The following is a 17,174-nucleotide window of genomic DNA, read 5'->3' as shown; positions in this document are numbered from 1 at the left end:
TGATTTATAAGATAAAAATTACCATTAATTGATGAAAAGCCATCTAAAATCTACCTTCTACCATCTAACATTTTATTAAGATATTAATTTTCCTTAAATTTACGCTAATTTGAATACCGAAACTTAAGTAAGTATTATATTTAATTTTACCAATCATTAATTATATAAGGCTATTGCATATCTTTATTATTGTACATTTAATAAAGAAATGCAATAGCCTATTTTTTTTAATTAACAGAATTAATTCCGAATGAGGTCCAGTTATACATTTTTAGTTTTTTTCGCTTGTCTGGTTATTTCTACTGCAATCTATGGTCAGGAAGACACAAGTTCTATGCTTTCCTTCATGGATGAAGAGGAGGCACCTACTATAAATTACGCCAAAGCGAGTTTTAAAACCAATAGGATTATCAATTTACATTCTATTGAAAACACTGCTCCAGGTGTTATGGATGTAAAAATATCTCACAGATTTGGAATTATTAATCAGGGTGTTTACGATATTTTTGGTTTGGATGTGGCGCAGATGAGGATCGGATATGATCTTGGTATTACAGACAGATTATGCATCGGAGGGGGACGTTCTACACTTGACAAAGCTTTTGACGGTTATATTAAGTATAAAGTATTGCGTCAGAGTTCGGGTAAGAGAAATATGCCCATTTCAGTTTCCTTAGTTGCGGGAATGGCATTGAAGACAATCAAATACTCAGAACCTGACAGAGTCAATTATTTCTGGTCAAGAGGTTATTATAATTTCCATTTGCTCCTAGCACGTAAGTTCTCAGAGGCATTTACACTGCAACTTACCCCTTCTATGGTGCATAGAAACCTTACTAAGACGAAAGCAGAAGTAAATGATGTTTTCGCTTTGGGAATCGGTGCTCGACAGAAAATAACAAAAAGACTGACTGTTAATTTAGAATATATTTATGTACTTCCTGATCAATTAGCAGAACAATATGTAAATTCACTTTCAGTAGGTTTCGATCTCGAAACAGGTGGACATGTTTTTCAAATGCATTTTACTAATTCACAAGGCATGAATGAAAATGCATTTATCACCGAAACGGTTAATAAGTGGGACAAATTTGAATTTAGATTTGGATTTAATTTATCCCGGGTTTTCACCTTGTGGGATCCGAAAAGAAGTTAAAATAGAAAAACCCATGGACAAAGGTCCTGGTAAACGTTTTTTATGAAGATTCTGATTGACTTCTAATTATCTACCTTGGTCATCAGAATCTTTTTTTGTTAACTTTTTGTCTGAATCACGGATGATACGGATTGCAGGGATGACACTGATTATTTATATGAACATTCCGTGGAATCCTTTAACCCTTTTAATCCCTGCCTTTGTTGGCAGGCAAGCGTGATTCTAAATTAATTTAGCAATTTTTTTTTCTTTTCTAATAACAACTTGGCGTCCTTCGCGCTTCTTTGCCTCTTTGCGTGAACCACTTTAATCACTCAGCGCATTCAGAAATGCCTCAAGATCCACTTTTTGCTCCTCAGTCAGGTTCAAAGGTTTCCTGAGACGCGCATCAGTATTGATAGAATTTGGAATAAAACTATCAGGATTATTATAATATTCAATGACTTCTCTGAGTGTCGAAAACATGCCATTGTGCATATATGGTGCAGTCTTAATGATGTTGCGAAGTCCCGGAACTTTAAACTTACCCATATCTTCAGCCTTACCCGTGATGCCTCCTAAACCTTTGTCATTGAGGTCTATTCCATTATAAATGCCGATATTGACCATTTCATCTACAGTAAAATCAGGACCGAAATGGCACTCAAAGCAATTAGCCTCCTCCATGAATATATCTCTACCCCTGATAGCTGAAGCACTGATAGCCTTATCATCACCTTCAGCATAACGATCCCATGCTGTGAAGGTGCTTTCTAAAGTCCTTTCATAGGAAGCAATGGCAGAAGCCAAAGTGGTTTTATCCGCTTTTTTACGGTATATTTTCTTAAAAGCTTTTTTATAAAAAGGATCCGCATTAAGTCTTTTATATGCCTCTAACAACGAAAGATTCATTTCATCGTGATTCTCAATAGGCATCAATGCTTGCTCTTCAAGTGTCGTGGCTCGTCCATCCCAGAAATATTTATTTCTAGCTAGCACATTTTTAACAGTTGGTGTATTACGTTTTGTTTTGATGGAGTCAATACCAAAGCTGAATGTTACATTATCAGCAAATCCGTATGCCTCTTTATGACATGTAGCACAACTGATTTTTTTGTTTTGAGATAGAATAGGGTCGAAGAATAACAATTTTCCTAGCTCTGCTTCAGAAACAGGCATAGGGTTTTTATCCTGAAATGAGCTCAGCCCAAGAATAGAAGCTAATATTGGAATAATTATTAAAGCGGAGTAATACGACTTCATCTACAAATTTACATTTCTCTGCGCAGACGTGCAACAGGAATATTCATTTTTTCACGATATTTAGAAATAGTTCTTCGGCTTAATGAAATGCCATTTTTATCCAATAGCTCCATTAGCGCTTCATCGCTAAGAGGGTTTGTCTTGTCTTCTTCATCAATGATGTTGGACAGCATTTTTTTGACTTCGACAGTTGTTACGTCATCTCCGTCATTATTCTGGACTTTATCACTGAAAAATTCTTTTAATAATTTCGTGCCAAATTCCGTCTGAACATACTTACTGTTAGCTACCCTGGAAACCGTAGAAATATCAACTTCGATTTTCTCAGCAATATCTTTGAGGATCATTGGTCTTAAATATCTGGTATCACCAGTGAGAAAGTAGTCGTATTGCATCATCATGATGGCATGCATCGTATTATACAAGGTACTTTGTCTCTTTAATATCGAATCAATGAATGTTTGTGCAGCTTCGATCTTTTGTTTGACGAACATAGCGGTTTCACGTTCTTCTTTCGATAATTTACCACTTTGCCTTTTTCTTTTCAGGTTGCGAACCATGTTTTTATAACCTTCACTAATGTGCAGATCAGGTGAATTACGACTATTAACAGACATTTCCAATTCACCATCTCGATTTGTAATAGTAAAATCAGGTTCAATATATTGCACCACCAGTGCATCGTTATCTACATAGCCTCCACCGGGTTTCGGATTTAATTTGAGGATTTCGTCATAGGCGGATTTAAGATCTTCCTCATCGACGTTAAGATTTTGGGCCAACTTGGAAAAATGTTTTTTTGCAAATTCATTGAAATAATCGCGAAGAATGATCTCGGCTATTTTCAAGTCCTTAATTCGGAATTCATCCAGCTTTTCAGGTTCTTTAAGTTTACCTTGGACTTGAAGGAGCAGTGCTTCCTGCAGGTTTCTAGCGCCTATTCCTTTTGGGTCGAATTGTTGGATAATAGCAAGTATTTTTAGCACTTGCTGCTCTTCGATCTGAAGATTCATGCTGAAGAGTAAGTCATCCGTGATGGAGATAGGTTCTCTTCTCAGATAGCCATCTTCATCTATGCTGCCGATGATTTGTTTGCCGATGATTCTATCCAAATCTGTCGGGAGGTCGACGAGATTTAATTGTCGCTCGAGGTAGTCCTGAAGGTTACTGTCATTAGAGGCTATTTGTCGGGTGGGTTTGTCTTCTTGCTGATAGCCGTCGGAGGCGGATCTGTAAGTTTGATCTTCTTCACCATACTCAGGAAAATAGTCTTCAAAATCAACGGAGTTGTCATCTTTCTCGTGATCGTCAGCTTCTTTGTATTCATTTTCCTCATTATTGGAATCGGTATTTCCTTCTTCCAGAGCCGGGTTGGATTCGATTTCCTCCTTAATTCTTTGTTCGAGTTCGAAGGTAGGAACCTGCAATAGCTTCATCAGTTGAATCTGTCGGGGCGACATTTTCTGTGAGAACTTTTGACTAAGCGATTGACTGATCATTAAATGATGTATTGTTTAAAAGAGGTGTAAAGTTATAAAAACATTAAACATTTTCATAATATATCTTTTTGAGAAGAAAAAGAATAATAGATTTTTGCTTTATGTTTTCCACCAACTGAAGTTGGAGGGAATTGAACGCGAAGAGGATGATTGTGTATAAAATTTAGAGATCTGCAAAATTGATGATATTTTGCTAAACGTAAAAACTAAGGAATTATAAAGTGTGTATAGCAAAATGCACAAAGCCGAAAAAGAAATGACTTAGCACATAAAGATTCCTCGCTTCGCTCGGAAAGACGTCGTATCGCTGGGATGGGGGTATAAAATGGGGTGGCACAGCCACACCATTTTATACCCCCTCAGGACAAGAATTCTGTCATTCCGACCTAAGGGAGGAATCTACAGAATAAAAGTCAACTACTATATTAGCATCCATCTTGAACATTGATCCATCTTTCGCAAACCCCAAACCCCAAATTCCATATAAATTTGATTTTTAGCCCCACCAACCTTTCCTTCGTCGAACTTTTTCAGCTTTCACTACCTTTTACAAAAATTCAATTTATATTTGAAGCATTATACCTTCTTTCTAATACCAAATCTTAAAGATCCATGAACACAAACGATAAACTGAAAGCAGTAAGAGCAGAAATGATGAAACAAGGCGTCGACGCCATCATAGTTCCTACCGGTGATCCACACCAAAATGAATACCTGCCGGAATTTTACAAGTCCAGAGCTTGGGTCTCAGGATTTTCTGGTTCAGCCGGGACAGTCGTCATCACAATGGATCATGCAGGGCTTTGGACGGATTCAAGATATTTTCTACAAGCTGAAATGCAATTGGCAGATTCAGAATTTGTGCTTCATAAATTGATCGTGCAGGGAGCTCCTGAATTTGCAGAGTGGCTCCAGAAAAATTTAGGGCATGGCAAAACTATAGGATTTGATTCCCGGGTCATGGCACTTGGCACCGCCTCAAATCTTATCGAAAGATTTGAAAAAGCAGGATTTAATGTAAATACTGAAGCTGATCCAATTGGAAATGCCTGGACTAACCGTCCAGCTATTTCTGCAGCAATGGTCTTTGAGCATGATCAATCATATGCAGGATTGAGCAGAATGCAGAAGATTTCTATGATTAGAAAAGAAATGCTAGGTTATGGTGCTGACTATTTCCTCGTCACTGCGCTTGACGATATTGGATGGCTTTTAAATCTTAGAGGCAGAGACATCGAATGCAATCCAGTATTCATATCTTATGTACTTATCAGCCCTGAAAAGGTGTATTTATTTGTTGATCCAAATAAAATAAGTCCGGAACTAGAGGCAACTTTGCTAGCGGACAATATTAAAATTAAAGATTATGGCAGTATTGATCATTATTTGGCAGAGATCCAATCATCCAGTTCTATTCTAATCAGTCCTAATTCTATCTCCTTCAATCTTTTTCAAAAAATAAATACGCACAACATTATCCAGAAGGACTCACCTGTTATGATTGCTAAATCTATCAAAAACGAGATAGAACAAGGTCATATCAGACGATCTATGGTCAAAGATGGCATCGCATTGACTCATTTTTTTATGTGGCTTGAAAAAGAACTCGCCGCTGGAAATGATCATACAGAATACGATCTTGCTCAGCAACTCATTCATTTCAGAAGTCAGCAAGAAGGATACTATGGCGAAAGTTTTGACGCCATCATAGGATATAATGGAAATGGCGCCATTATTCACTACAAACCTGAAAAGGAAACTGCAGCTGTCATTAAACCGAATGGTGTTTTATTGGTGGATTCAGGTGGACAATACCTGGATGGAACTACCGACATCACCAGGACTATTGCGCTCAGCGAACCGACGGCATTGATTAAAGACCATTACACAAGAGTCTTGAAAGGACACATCGGTATTGCTACAGCGATCTTTCCTAAAGGAACACGCGGAATACAATTAGACATTCTGGCACGCCAATTTCTTTGGGAAAAACTCATCACGTACAATCATGGCACCGGACATGGTGTTGGATTTTTTATGAATGTACACGAGCCACCTCAGGGCATTACAAATGCATTAGGTGAACGAGGAGTAACTCCGATCGCTGTCGGAACTTTTACCTCCAATGAACCTGGTTTTTACCTGGAAGGAAGTCATGGCATCCGCATTGAAAATCTTGTCCTTTGTCATCCTATGCCGCAAAACAATGATTTTTTGTATTTCGAAACAGTGACTTTATTTCCAATTGACAAGACCATGATTGATATGAGTATTATGACTCCGGGCGAGATCAATTGGCTGAATAATTATCATGCCAAAGTTTACAATGAATTCATCCCTTTCCTTGATGAAGAAAGTAAAAAATGGCTTCAAGAGAAATGTTCTCCGCTGTAATTAAGTCTTTCTTTTACGTGGCAACCGCATCACGATTAGGTTGAGTTCGTAACCAATGAATATCAGGAACATATTGGTCTGTAGCCAGATCATGAGGGCAATTATAGTACCGAGGGATCCGTATATTTTGTTGTAATTAGCAAAATTATTGACGAAATAACTGATCAGTAAAGAATCGATTATACACAGGAAGGTCGTCAAAAAGGTTCCAAATGAAAAGAAGGGAATTTTCTTTTTGATGGAAGGCCCCAGCCTATAGATTAGTGTCAATAGCCCATACATGAGTATAAATACAGGCAACCATCGAGCGGCGAGTATGAGACCTTTGGTAATATAATCTATGGTGACATACATTCCGACCAATTTCAAGATCTGATTGGCCAATACGAAGGCGATCACGGTCACCACTAGCAATAAGAACATCAGGAATGTTAAGAATATAGCTTTCATTCTTTTTTTGAACCAATGGATCTCATGGATTTTTGCCAATTCAGATTGGTCAAATGCTCTGATAAGGTTCATCACTCCATTTGAAGCAAAGAAAATAGCCACAATAAAACCCAATGATAATAATCCGCCGCGAGGCTTGATAGTATCTTCGATGAGGCTGAACAAGGTCATCTCTACACTAGTTGGTAATAAGTTGCCAATTGAGGCCTTAAGGAGATCTACGGCGTTATCAACGTGAAAAAATGGTAAAAGAGTTAACAGGAAGATGGTAAAAGGAAACGACGCAAGCATGAAGTTGAAGGAGATTGCATTTGCTCTTAACGGTATTTTTGACTTTTTCAAATGCACCATTAATTCACCTGCAACTCGAAATATACTTCTGCCTTTAAGTCCTACTATGGTGTGCCTTTTGGACCAGTCAACCAGTTCGTGATACACGGTATTTTGCTCTAAAAAGACTTCAAACCAGGTCTTTTGACGGCGGAATCTAAACATAGTATTCCTTCATTTTTTCGTGTAATTGCTCCGGTATTGATACCCTCTTTTTTGTGTCTATTTTGACAAAACATAAGGTGACTTTGGCTTGATTGACCAGTTTGTTTTTTTCGTTATAAGTGGAAGTTTCAAAAATTATTTCTCTGTCGGGCAACTCGGGAATAGTGGTAACTATGGTCAATAATTCATCATAGAAAGCAGGCCGTTTGAATTCCATCTCCATCTTCATTACGGGCATCATTACACCCCATTCTGCCTCCATTTTGGCATAACTTAATCCCAATGATCTCATTGCCTCGACTCTTCCGACTTCACAGTATTGCGCATAATTGCCATAGTACACATATGCCATCTGATCAGTCTCTGCATATCTTACTCTCAGTTGGTGCGTGTGTTCAAACATGTAATTCTATTAGTTTCTAAAGTTTTGTTTCTTTAAGAGGAAGGTGAGATTTCTCTTATAAAATTCAAGAAAAGATTTTGATGAAATTTAATGTATTAGTTCTAAACTAGCTTAAAAAATATAATTCTAATTCTGACAAACTTACATATTTACTATATACCATCTAAAATCTACCATCTAACATCAACCATTTTCATTCCGCTTACTTATATTTTCATTTAATAATATAAATATGCATTTCCTCTTGGATTAAAGCGGTGCTCTCTCCAATGGACAAGTCATACAATGAGAACCTCCTCTGGCTCTTGAAAGCTCATTAGATGGTAAAGTAATAATAGTATTTTCTATCGTGGAAGGATCTAACTTACCTGCTTTGAATTGTTCTAAAAAATCTGTTGCATGAATCACCTCATATCCGATATCTCTGAATGCCTGCTCAGTAATTGGGTTTCTATCATAGGTCAATGCTACTCCCGGTTTAATAGCTACCAGATTGCATCCATCTGTCCATTGTTCACGCTCTTGGTATGGAGATTCACCTCCTCCTGAAAAGATAAACTTCATATTTGGATTGATTTCTGCCAAAATAAAGTCCTTAAGTGAAGGATATGTCTTTTTACTACCATCATGTGAAAACATTTCTACATTGGAAGATATGCCGTCATAGATCATTGGTTTGAACGCTACGACATGATCATGATTTATCCTGGTAAATACGGTATCTATGTGCATGCAAGACCTGTCATAAGGAATGTTGACCTGAACAACATGTTTGACCAACCCTTTTTCCAATACCACCTTTGCCAATGATTTAATAGCATGCTCCGTGGTTCTTTCACTATGTCCAATTAATAAAAATTCATTTTCAAACATCATGGTGTCGCCCCCTTCAAGATTGACCCATTCTCCTTTCTTTGATGGAGGAAAGCTTTCAAGCCAATTGAGGTTAATCACCCGGCCTTCATCCTGCAATTCCTGGAATAAAGGATGTGCCCAAAATATAAATCTCGCAAGGAAATTTTCACGGAATCGAGCCTCCTTTGCTGCCTTTGTAATGATGACGTGATCTTTGACGACAACTGCTATATCTCTTGTGAAAATAAAGTTTGGAATAGGGTCAAAGAAGTAATGATCTTCCTCTTCATAATAACCTGTGATGAGGACTTCAGCCAGTTTTTTATTGTCAAGCCTGTGGAAAATATTTCCAAAAGAAGCCGGCAATTCTTCATAGTCTACGATCATGCGGATCAATTCTGCTTTTTTAATCTCATCCGCTGTGAGCGATTCTTCCAATAAATCAGCAATGAACAATACATTTTCATCTCCGATAAAAGCTTTGAGCACATCGGTAAAAATATCATGCTCTTTTTGCATTTGGGGAAGGAAGACTATGTCGTCAAATAATAGTTCTTCTGCGTCTTTTGGACTGATACGACTGATACCCATATCAGGGCGGTGTACAATCACTTTTTTAAGCAACCCGATCTCCGAGGTGCAAAATATCTTCGATAAACTCATAAAATATAGAAATCTTTGTGTGCAAATGTAATCAAATTTACTTTGAAGGCTAAAATGAAGGCACTAATTTATACACCTTTTGTTATTGTGTAGATTTTCTAATAATTTTATTATAAATGAACTGCTTAGCTTCATTAAATGTTCATCAATGTTATTAACTAATATCTTTATGAAATACCGTAGTTTATACCTTCTTTCTTTGTTGTTTTTAATCATTGGCAGTCAGGGATTTTCGCAAAAAGTGAAGATCTGGCAGCAGGATTTGACTACTGAAAGTAGAGTAACTAACTTTAGAACAGATGATATTTTCAATGGGTTGACGCTCATTTTTAAAGATGCATTTCCTGTTGGGCTATATTTTATCAGTGCTGATGGCAAAAAAATGGAAGTGACACAAGATGAGCACGTGGAAGATCGAATTCAATCCAATCTCATTTATCTTAATAAAGCAGTGAATGAATATACTCTTTTCTTTCCCACTTCTGTTTCAGCTATAACAGCTGTATATCAATACGTTCCACCTATTTCACTCAATAACTCACAGCGTGAGGGAGACCTTAATTGTGAAGAACCACCTTTTGTACCTCAAAGTGTCTGGCGTAAAGGGCTTGAACCACCTGTGCCAGGTAGGACATCAACTCCGACCAGACATTGCATTGTTCATCATTCTGCTTCCAATAATGGCGATACAAATTCCGTCAATCTCGTCCGGGCATTTTATATTCAGCACAAAGAAGTTAATGGTTGGGATGATATTGGGTATAATTTTTTAATAGGTCATGATGGAACAGTATTCGCCGGAAGAGATCCTGAGAAGCCCGGTATAGAGCAAGATAACGTTTTTGGTGCGCACTTCTGCGGAAAAAATAGCTACACCATGGGTATTTGTGTCATCGGCAGTTTTGAAGAAGAAGCTCCTGACGCTCGTGCAGTAAATGCTCTTGAGCGTTTATTGACCTGGAAAATGTTCAAAGATGAAATGAATCCTTTGGACTCTTTGCACCACCCGGATACTATCAACAGTGACTTATTGCCGGTATTGGCAGGTCATAGAAATGGTTGTGCTACAGAATGTCCCGGTCAATTACTTTTCGATCAACTCCCAATTTTAAGATTAAAAATAGCAGATAATTTGACCCAATGTGCGCCACTTTCGACAAAGGATCTTTCAGAAAATAATGTCATCCAAATTTTACCAAATCCATCTACTGGACAATTTCAAATTAGAATGGATGATAATATAACCTATAATTATCAACTAATTAATTCAACCGGTCAATTAATTAAAAGTGGTCAAATAGGCAATATGCAAATGATTAACATTGATGCCCAAAGAAGTGGTATTTATTTTTTAAAACTGTATGATAAGAAATTCCAAAAAGTTGTTAAATTAATTGTTAGTTATTAGTTGTTATTTGTGAATTACTGAAGTTCAGACGATAGAAATTAGAAGTTAGAAATTAGAAATTAGAATGAAACTCCGATGGTTGGGGGTATCAGATAAAGGCAATTAATTGTTAGTTGTTAATTGTTATTTTTTGTTCAACACTAGGACACCAGTTGAATTGACCCTAATTGCCCAGAAATACTTAGGCCTATGTGGTCTATATCCATATGTGTTTCCCTAAATCTTACCCCAAATAAACGAATCTGTGGTAGCAAAACGACACATTTTGTTTAATTGATAATTGTGAGTTGTTATTTGTGAATTACTAAAGTTGCGAGGATAGAAATTAGAAGTTAGGAGTTAGAAATTAGAATGAAACTCCGATGGTTAGTTGTACCAAATAAGGGCATTTAATTGTTAGTTATTAGTTATTAGTTATTAGTTATTAGTTATTAGTTGTTAGTTGTTAATTGTTATTTTTGACTTACTAATGTTCCAACATTTTAATTGAAATTGCTGAAAATGATTTAATGACTCAGTGTGAAATTAGAAGTTGTAAATCAATTCACAAAGAATACTTTGCTTCCAAAATGAAAAGAATATCCTAATGAGGCAAAATGTGAAAACATGAAAAGCAAATGATGTTGAGTAGATTTCGCCCTTTTGAGGCTAGGGTTTATACACATCTTTTTTTATTTTTCAAAGTAAACTTTGGTGACACAACGACGTAGGTTAACCTACGCCGAGCCTCACGATCTAAGCTTTAACTTTAAATATTGTACAGCATTCGCTATGAAGTGCTGAGTGTAGGTTAACCTACGTTCGGGTGTCTGCAAAATTCATTTTGCTTATAAGTATCTCAATAACAAACAATTATATTAATTTTCTAATTAAGCCTTTTATTGAAAAAATACTTATGTACAAACCCTAGCCTTTTGAGGGGGGTAGGGAGTCTTTGATTGTTTTGACAATTAATTGTAAGTTATTTCTCTTGTTAATTCAACATAGAAATTCCTATTACATCCACTGCGATAAAATCTTCCCAAAACCCCGGATGGGGTTGAACAACAATAGTCCCGGGTGCAACCCGGGTTAGGAAGCATCAAACTCCCAACCCCAGAGTGGGTTGAATAAATTCATCCATAAACGTCTTTTCTGATTTGAAAACACCAACTTAATTTTGATCAAACTTCAAATAACAAACCCCAAACATCTCTCAAAATTTCCTATGTTTGATTAAAATTTAGTCTATGCGAACTTTACGACTCTTGCTTTTTTTTGCTTTCATACTTTGCCTTAATCAATCATATGCTCAAAAAAATTATTGGCAGCAGAAAGTTGACAATGATATATCAGTGCGACTCGATGATATCAAACACCTATTGCATGGCAGCTTACATATACATTACCAGAACAATTCGCCAGACACTCTTACTTTTATTTATTTCCATTTGTACCCCAATGCCTACAAAAGTGATCAATCAGCATATGCTATTCAAGCGCTAGAAAACAGACAAACAACTTTTTTTTACGCGGACAAGAAATCAAAAGGATACATCGATAGCCTTGATTTCAAGGTAGAAACAAATGGAAAATATATCTCAGCTGAAATTCAGAAAACTAAAGAAATTGATATCATAAAAGTCATTCTACCAGAAAAATTATTTCCCGGAAAATCGATCAATCTTAGCACTGATTTTAGAGTAAAAATACCAATTGTCTTCTCAAGACTAGGTCACGATGGGCAAGATTACCAAATATCTCAATGGTTCCCTAAACCTGCCGTTTATGACGCCAAAGGTTGGCACCCCATTCCATATCTAGATCAGGGAGAATTTTACAGTGAATTTGGTGATTATAAAGTTAGCATAACACTCCCTGCTAATTACATAGTGATGGGAACAGGTGATATTCAGGAAGCATCTGAGAATAAATGGTTGGAAGATCTTGCAAAAATTCAACATGATTCAGCGAGTCTCGCTGCCATGAAGAAAGTACCTGTCTCTGATGCTATTTTTAAAACCATTACATTTAGAGAGCAGCAGATTCACGATTTTGCATGGTTCGCCAGTAAGAAGTGGGTCGTTAGAATGGATACTGTCCTAGCGCCCGGCACTGATCATGTGGTTACTGCTTATAGCTGTTTTCTGCCTTCAGATTGGGAGATCTGGAAGAACTCTGTAGATGACATTAAAACTACCATCCGGGGTTATGGAACGCTCGTCGGACCTTATCCTTACAGTACTGCTAAGGTTGTTGAAGGGAGTTTGAAAGCCGGGGGAGGTATGGAATACCCAACTGTCACAGTGATAGATGCGGTAGGCGATGTGGAAACATTGCACTCCGTCATCATTCATGAGGTGGGTCACAACTGGTTCTATGGAATATTGGGCAGCAATGAACGCTCATATCCATGGATGGACGAAGGGATTAATAGTTACTATGAAACAAAGATCTATCCACCACCACCTTCATATAAAAAAGCTGGTGGGGCAAGTGATAACTCTATAGGACTATCTGTTTTTGGTGCAGCTCATTCGTTATATCCCGCCACGACAGCGAGTCAGGATCTACCTTACATGAATTATGGTGTTGATATCTATTACAAGGTTCCTCAATATCTTGTTTATTTGGAAAAATACATGGGCACCGAGAATTTTGATAGTGCGATGCGTAAGTATTTTTCTACCTGGAAATTTAAGCATCCGCAACCGGAGGATTTTGAAAAGATCTTTCGCGAAAAAAGTCCAAAAGACATAAGTTGGTTTTTTGAATTAATGGCACGTCCGGAAGGAGTTGATTTTGCAATAAATAAAGTTGAAGTATTAAATGACTCACTGATGGTGAAAATTGAAAACAAAACGGGTATTATTCTTCCTGTTCTTGTTAATGTTATTAGCTCTGCAGGCGATACAATGAGTCAATGGTCCGCTCCATTTCTTAAAGAGCAAAATATCAGCTTTAAGAATGTAACTTCCTATAAATCGGTTTTCATAAGCAATGACATTCCTGATATCAACCTGAAAAACAATTTCAATAAAAAATATTACGGAGTAAATGCCTTTGGTGGAATTAATTATTCAAAACAAAAGACTATTTGGATCTCTCCATTCGCAGGACTTAACAGGTATGATGGAATCATGGTTGGTGCTATTTTGCATAATGTTTCAGTCCCTGAGAATCCATTCAAATTTATAATAGCTCCAATGTTTGGCACCAGAAGTAAGAACCTGGTTGGTCATGCGACATTTAATTATACGAAACATCTAACTAACAGCATCATCGAAAATATCGACTTCTTTCTTTATCTGAAATCCTACGGATTCTCTAGAAGTTATATTCCTGGTTTTGAGAAGACATCATTGAATTATCAAAAAGTCGCACCTGAGGTAGTCTTTAATTTTAGAAGACCTTCATATAGAAGTTCTGTTTCACATAGTATTTCACTGAAGGGTTACTATATTACAGAGCAGGATTTCAAATATGATTCTCTCTTCACTGTTCCTGAAGTCGGTAATAGAGAAAATAACATTTACGGAAAACTTTCATACAACATAAGAGATAGCCGCCTAATTAATCCATATAATGTCCGTTTTGAAGGTCAGTTGGGCAAAACTTTCGCCAAAATATCTGCTACTGCCAATTATAAATTTAATTATAGTTTAAAGGGAAAAGCTTTTTATGCCAGAGCTTATGCGGGTAAATTCTTTAAATTAAGTGATCAATATTTTGACTATTACAGATATCAATTAGCTAATACCTATTCTGGTTCGAATGATTATTTTTATGATGAAACCTTCATCGGTAGAAATGAAAATTCTGGACTTTGGTCAAGACAAATAAGTATTAATGAAGGTGGATTCAAGTCTCCATTACTTCAGAATTCTAATCAGGCGGGATTCAACGATGATTTCTTACTAAGTTTAAACTTGAAAACAGACTTACCTTTGGGAAAAATACCGATCAGATTATTCTTTGATATTTCCACATTTGGAGGAGATAATTTCATTTTTAAAGAAAAAAAGAAAATCTTGTATGAAGCTGGTATTGAATTGACTATCAAAGACTTCTTTACAGTTCACATACCTTTGGTGATGAGTGATGAATTTAAAGAATATAAAGAAACAGTATTAGGAGGTAAATTTTTGAAAACAATTACCTTCTCTCACAATTTAAATAAAATAAATTGGGTTAAAGCACCCAATATGTTACTAAGAATAGAATAACTCAGACACTAGATTCTGGACTCTAGACTCTAATGTCTAGTACCTGGCATTTTTCATTCATCACTATTAAATTAAATAAATGGATCAGAATATAATTAACGATTTTATAGAAAAAGGCCTTTATGAAGATACACATGGATTCGACCATACTAGTTTGGCTTGTATTCCCGCTGATGATACCAGTGTGGCAAAATTATTGGTCAAAGACAATGGGGTTATTTCCGGTGTTGAATTAGCATGTTTGATTTTACTTCATGTAGATCCAAAAGCAGAGATAGAGGTTCACATTAAAGATGGCAATGAAGTAGTCTACGGTGATATTATAATGACGGTCAAAGGCAACACGAGAGCACTGCTTATGGGAGAAAGACTCTTGCTCAATATGATGCAGCGCATGAGCGGTATCACTACACTAAGTAGGAGATTTGCTCAGGAAGTTATTGATCTTCCTGTTAAAATTCTTGATACCAGGAAGACGACACCTCTAATACGTTATTTTGAGAAATGGGCAGTTAGAATTGGTGGTTGCAATAATTACAGAGATGGATTGTATGATTGGATCATGATCAAAGACAATCACATTGATGCAGCAGGAAGCATCAAAGCAGCAATAGAAAGAACGCATGAATACTTAAAAGCTAATAATTTGGAGCTTGGTATCACTGTGGAAGTCCGCAATTTGGACGAGATTCAACAAGTTTTAGAAATAGGGGGCATCACAAGAATTATGTTTGATAATTTTGAAATTCCGACATTATCTGTTGCTGTGGCCCTTGTCGATGGAAGATTTGAGACAGAAGCATCAGGAGGTGTTAAGTTAAATACAGTGAGGAGCATAGCTTCCACGGGTGTTGACTTTGTTTCTGTTGGTTCGCTGACACATTCTTCCACCTCTTTGGATATAAGTTTTAAGATACAGAAGGGGAGCTAGGGACATCATTCTAATATTATTTTATTTAAAAAGCAATAAGGTTCAACTTTAATGGATTGCCTTTATATATTATCCAAAGTGTGAGGCTAACGTATGTCCACCTTCGGAGGGGGCCAAGGGGGTGGACACACTTATATTAATTTTATTTCTTTGTTAGGCGCAGTTTTAACTACGTCGTTTTAATTTCAATGCACTACTTTCTCTTTTACTTATTTATTAGATTTTCGAAGCAAAAGTTTTTTATTAGCTATTTTCTGATATTTATCAAAAGACTCCTATTTAGATATTCGGTTTTAAAGGCCTTTTCATTATTTCAAATTAACTTGTTGTGGCACCCAAGTCCACCCCCAACCCCCTCCAAAGCGGGACATCTTCCTAACATTATTTTATTTAAAAAGCAATAAGGTACATGTTTAACGAATTGCCTCTATTAATAAAACAATATATGATCGAAACGTATGTCCCCCTTTGGAGGGGGCCGAGGGGGTGGACGCACTTATATTAAAATTATCAACCATTTACTATTTCGTCATACCATCTAATCTTTTTGAATCTGTCCAATTTCACACTGACTTCTGACCTCTGACTTTTGATATCTAACTTTATTGTGTACTTTTTACGCATTATGTTTATTTTATTTATACCTTAGCTATACAGCAAAACAGCGTAATATTTATGGAGGATGAAATTGATCAAATAGGCTTTCTTTTTGATTTGGATGGTGTCATCGTTGACACTGCAGTTTTACATTATAAAGCATGGCGAAAACTGGCTAACAGCCTCGGTTTTGACTTTACTGAAACTCAGAATGAAGAACTTAAAGGCGTAGGCCGAATGGATTCACTTGATAGAATATTAGGATGGGGTGGCATGACACTTTCTCATAATGAAAAGCTAGAAGCAGCTGCCAGGAAAAATGCCTGGTACACTGAATTGACTTCAACGCTTACAGCAAACGATGCTCTCCCAGGAGCCATTGATTTTATCGAACGGGCCCAAGAGAAAGGAATAAAAATCGGTCTTGGCTCAGCATCAAAAAATGCACTGCCAGTCCTGAAACAATTGGGCATCACAGGTCTTTTTGATGTCATTGTGGATGGTCACGCACTGACTAATAACAAGCCGGACCCTGAAGTTTTCTTAAAGGGGGCTTCAGGATTGGATCTTTTACCTTCGAGCATTGCTGTATTCGAAGATGCAGGCGTTGGCATCGAAGCGGCACTATCTGGTGGTATGACAGCTATTGGTATTGGACCTGAAGGCGCATTGCCGGATGCTGCATTTGTTTATACCTCATTGGGTGAAGTGGATATGGAACTTGTAATTTCATTGATCCAAAAGAACAGGTCCTGATCAAAAAATAAATGACGAAAATCTTGAAATAAAGGAGCGTCCATGTAAAATATAAATTTCAAACTGAAAGAAAAGTAAAATGCTTTCGGTTTTATGAAATTCAAAAAATAGAAATTCACA

At 36.8% G+C, this 17,174-nt stretch carries 11 protein-coding genes; 6 read left to right on the top strand and 5 right to left on the bottom strand.

All coding sequences use genetic code 11. The annotated features are described in order from the left end of the window. Positions 1-250 precede the first annotated feature (250 nt). Positions 251-1,156 (top strand): DUF5777 family beta-barrel protein, encoded by a 906-nt coding sequence (locus tag IPI15_RS13505; protein WP_287420698.1) that lies wholly within the window; start codon positions 251-253, stop codon positions 1,154-1,156. A gap of 306 nt (positions 1,157-1,462) precedes the next feature. Here IPI15_RS13505 and IPI15_RS13500 read toward each other — a convergent pair whose 3' ends face one another. After that, positions 1,463-2,398 carry a cytochrome-c peroxidase gene (locus tag IPI15_RS13500; protein WP_287403289.1) on the bottom strand — a complete coding sequence of 312 codons (936 nt, stop codon included), beginning with the start codon at positions 2,396-2,398 and terminating at the stop codon, positions 1,463-1,465. Positions 2,399-2,406: 8 nt separating this feature from the next. Continuing rightward, positions 2,407-3,897 carry an RNA polymerase factor sigma-54 gene (rpoN, locus tag IPI15_RS13495; RefSeq protein ID WP_287420696.1) on the bottom strand — a complete coding sequence of 497 codons (1,491 nt, stop codon included), beginning with the start codon at positions 3,895-3,897 and terminating at the stop codon, positions 2,407-2,409. 612 nt (positions 3,898-4,509) lie between these two features. Here rpoN and IPI15_RS13490 point away from each other — a divergent pair. Then, positions 4,510-6,291 carry an aminopeptidase P family protein gene (locus tag IPI15_RS13490; protein ID WP_287403292.1) on the top strand — a complete coding sequence of 594 codons (1,782 nt, stop codon included), beginning with the start codon at positions 4,510-4,512 and terminating at the stop codon, positions 6,289-6,291. On the opposite strand, the gene IPI15_RS13485 is transcribed toward IPI15_RS13490, so the two are convergent. From IPI15_RS13485 to IPI15_RS13475, 3 genes are all read right to left on the bottom strand, one after another. After that, the gene (locus IPI15_RS13485; RefSeq protein WP_287403293.1) at positions 6,292-7,236 is read right to left on the bottom strand and encodes a YihY/virulence factor BrkB family protein; all 945 of its coding nucleotides are present in this window, start codon (positions 7,234-7,236) and stop codon (positions 6,292-6,294) included. Further along, on the bottom strand, positions 7,229-7,639 hold the full coding sequence (locus IPI15_RS13480) for an acyl-CoA thioesterase (protein ID WP_287403295.1): 411 nt from the start codon (positions 7,637-7,639) through the stop codon (positions 7,229-7,231). The genes IPI15_RS13485 and IPI15_RS13480 overlap by 8 nt, the downstream gene beginning before the upstream one ends. Positions 7,640-7,888: 249 nt before the next feature. Beyond that, entirely contained in the window at positions 7,889-9,157 is a 1,269-nt protein-coding gene (locus IPI15_RS13475; protein WP_287403297.1) for an arginine deiminase family protein, read from the bottom strand. Between the two features lie 169 nt (positions 9,158-9,326). On the opposite strand from IPI15_RS13475, the gene IPI15_RS13470 reads away from it, so the two are divergent. The 4 genes from IPI15_RS13470 (at position 9,327) to pgmB (ending at position 17,054) form a co-directional block, all read left to right on the top strand. Next, positions 9,327-10,565, top strand: coding sequence for an N-acetylmuramoyl-L-alanine amidase (locus tag IPI15_RS13470; RefSeq protein ID WP_287420694.1), 1,239 nt, complete (start codon positions 9,327-9,329; stop codon positions 10,563-10,565). A 1,229-nt stretch (positions 10,566-11,794) separates the two neighbouring features. Continuing rightward, entirely contained in the window at positions 11,795-14,770 is a 2,976-nt protein-coding gene (locus IPI15_RS13465; protein ID WP_287420692.1) for a M1 family metallopeptidase, read from the top strand. 79 nt (positions 14,771-14,849) lie between these two features. Beyond that, positions 14,850-15,701, top strand: coding sequence for a carboxylating nicotinate-nucleotide diphosphorylase (gene nadC, locus IPI15_RS13460; RefSeq protein ID WP_287420690.1), 852 nt, complete (start codon positions 14,850-14,852; stop codon positions 15,699-15,701). A 675-nt stretch (positions 15,702-16,376) separates the two neighbouring features. Next, complete coding sequence (gene pgmB, locus IPI15_RS13455) at positions 16,377-17,054, top strand: beta-phosphoglucomutase (RefSeq protein WP_287420689.1); 678 nt, start codon at positions 16,377-16,379, stop codon at positions 17,052-17,054. Positions 17,055-17,174: the final 120 nt, after the last annotated feature.

Origin of the sequence: Candidatus Brachybacter algidus, assembly GCF_016707225.1 — a bacterium.
GTDB classification, from domain to species: Bacteria; Bacteroidota; Bacteroidia; order Chitinophagales; family Saprospiraceae; genus Parvibacillus; species Parvibacillus algidus.
This window is presented reverse-complemented; position numbering and strand designations above follow the sequence as displayed.

Coding starts and splice junctions, on each gene's coding strand:
- IPI15_RS13500 (WP_287403289.1), bottom strand. CDS start 2,398: ATGAAGTCGTATTACTCCGCTTTAATAATTATTCCAATATTAGCTTCT.
- rpoN (WP_287420696.1), bottom strand. CDS start 3,897: ATGATCAGTCAATCGCTTAGTCAAAAGTTCTCACAGAAAATGTCGCCC.
- IPI15_RS13490 (WP_287403292.1), top strand. CDS start 4,510: ATGAACACAAACGATAAACTGAAAGCAGTAAGAGCAGAAATGATGAAA.
- nadC (WP_287420690.1), top strand. CDS start 14,850: ATGGATCAGAATATAATTAACGATTTTATAGAAAAAGGCCTTTATGAA.
- IPI15_RS13465 (WP_287420692.1), top strand. CDS start 11,795: ATGCGAACTTTACGACTCTTGCTTTTTTTTGCTTTCATACTTTGCCTT.
- IPI15_RS13470 (WP_287420694.1), top strand. CDS start 9,327: ATGAAATACCGTAGTTTATACCTTCTTTCTTTGTTGTTTTTAATCATT.
- IPI15_RS13475 (WP_287403297.1), bottom strand. CDS start 9,157: ATGAGTTTATCGAAGATATTTTGCACCTCGGAGATCGGGTTGCTTAAA.
- pgmB (WP_287420689.1), top strand. CDS start 16,377: ATGGAGGATGAAATTGATCAAATAGGCTTTCTTTTTGATTTGGATGGT.
- IPI15_RS13505 (WP_287420698.1), top strand. CDS start 251: ATGAGGTCCAGTTATACATTTTTAGTTTTTTTCGCTTGTCTGGTTATT.
- IPI15_RS13485 (WP_287403293.1), bottom strand. CDS start 7,236: ATGTTTAGATTCCGCCGTCAAAAGACCTGGTTTGAAGTCTTTTTAGAG.
- IPI15_RS13480 (WP_287403295.1), bottom strand. CDS start 7,639: ATGTTTGAACACACGCACCAACTGAGAGTAAGATATGCAGAGACTGAT.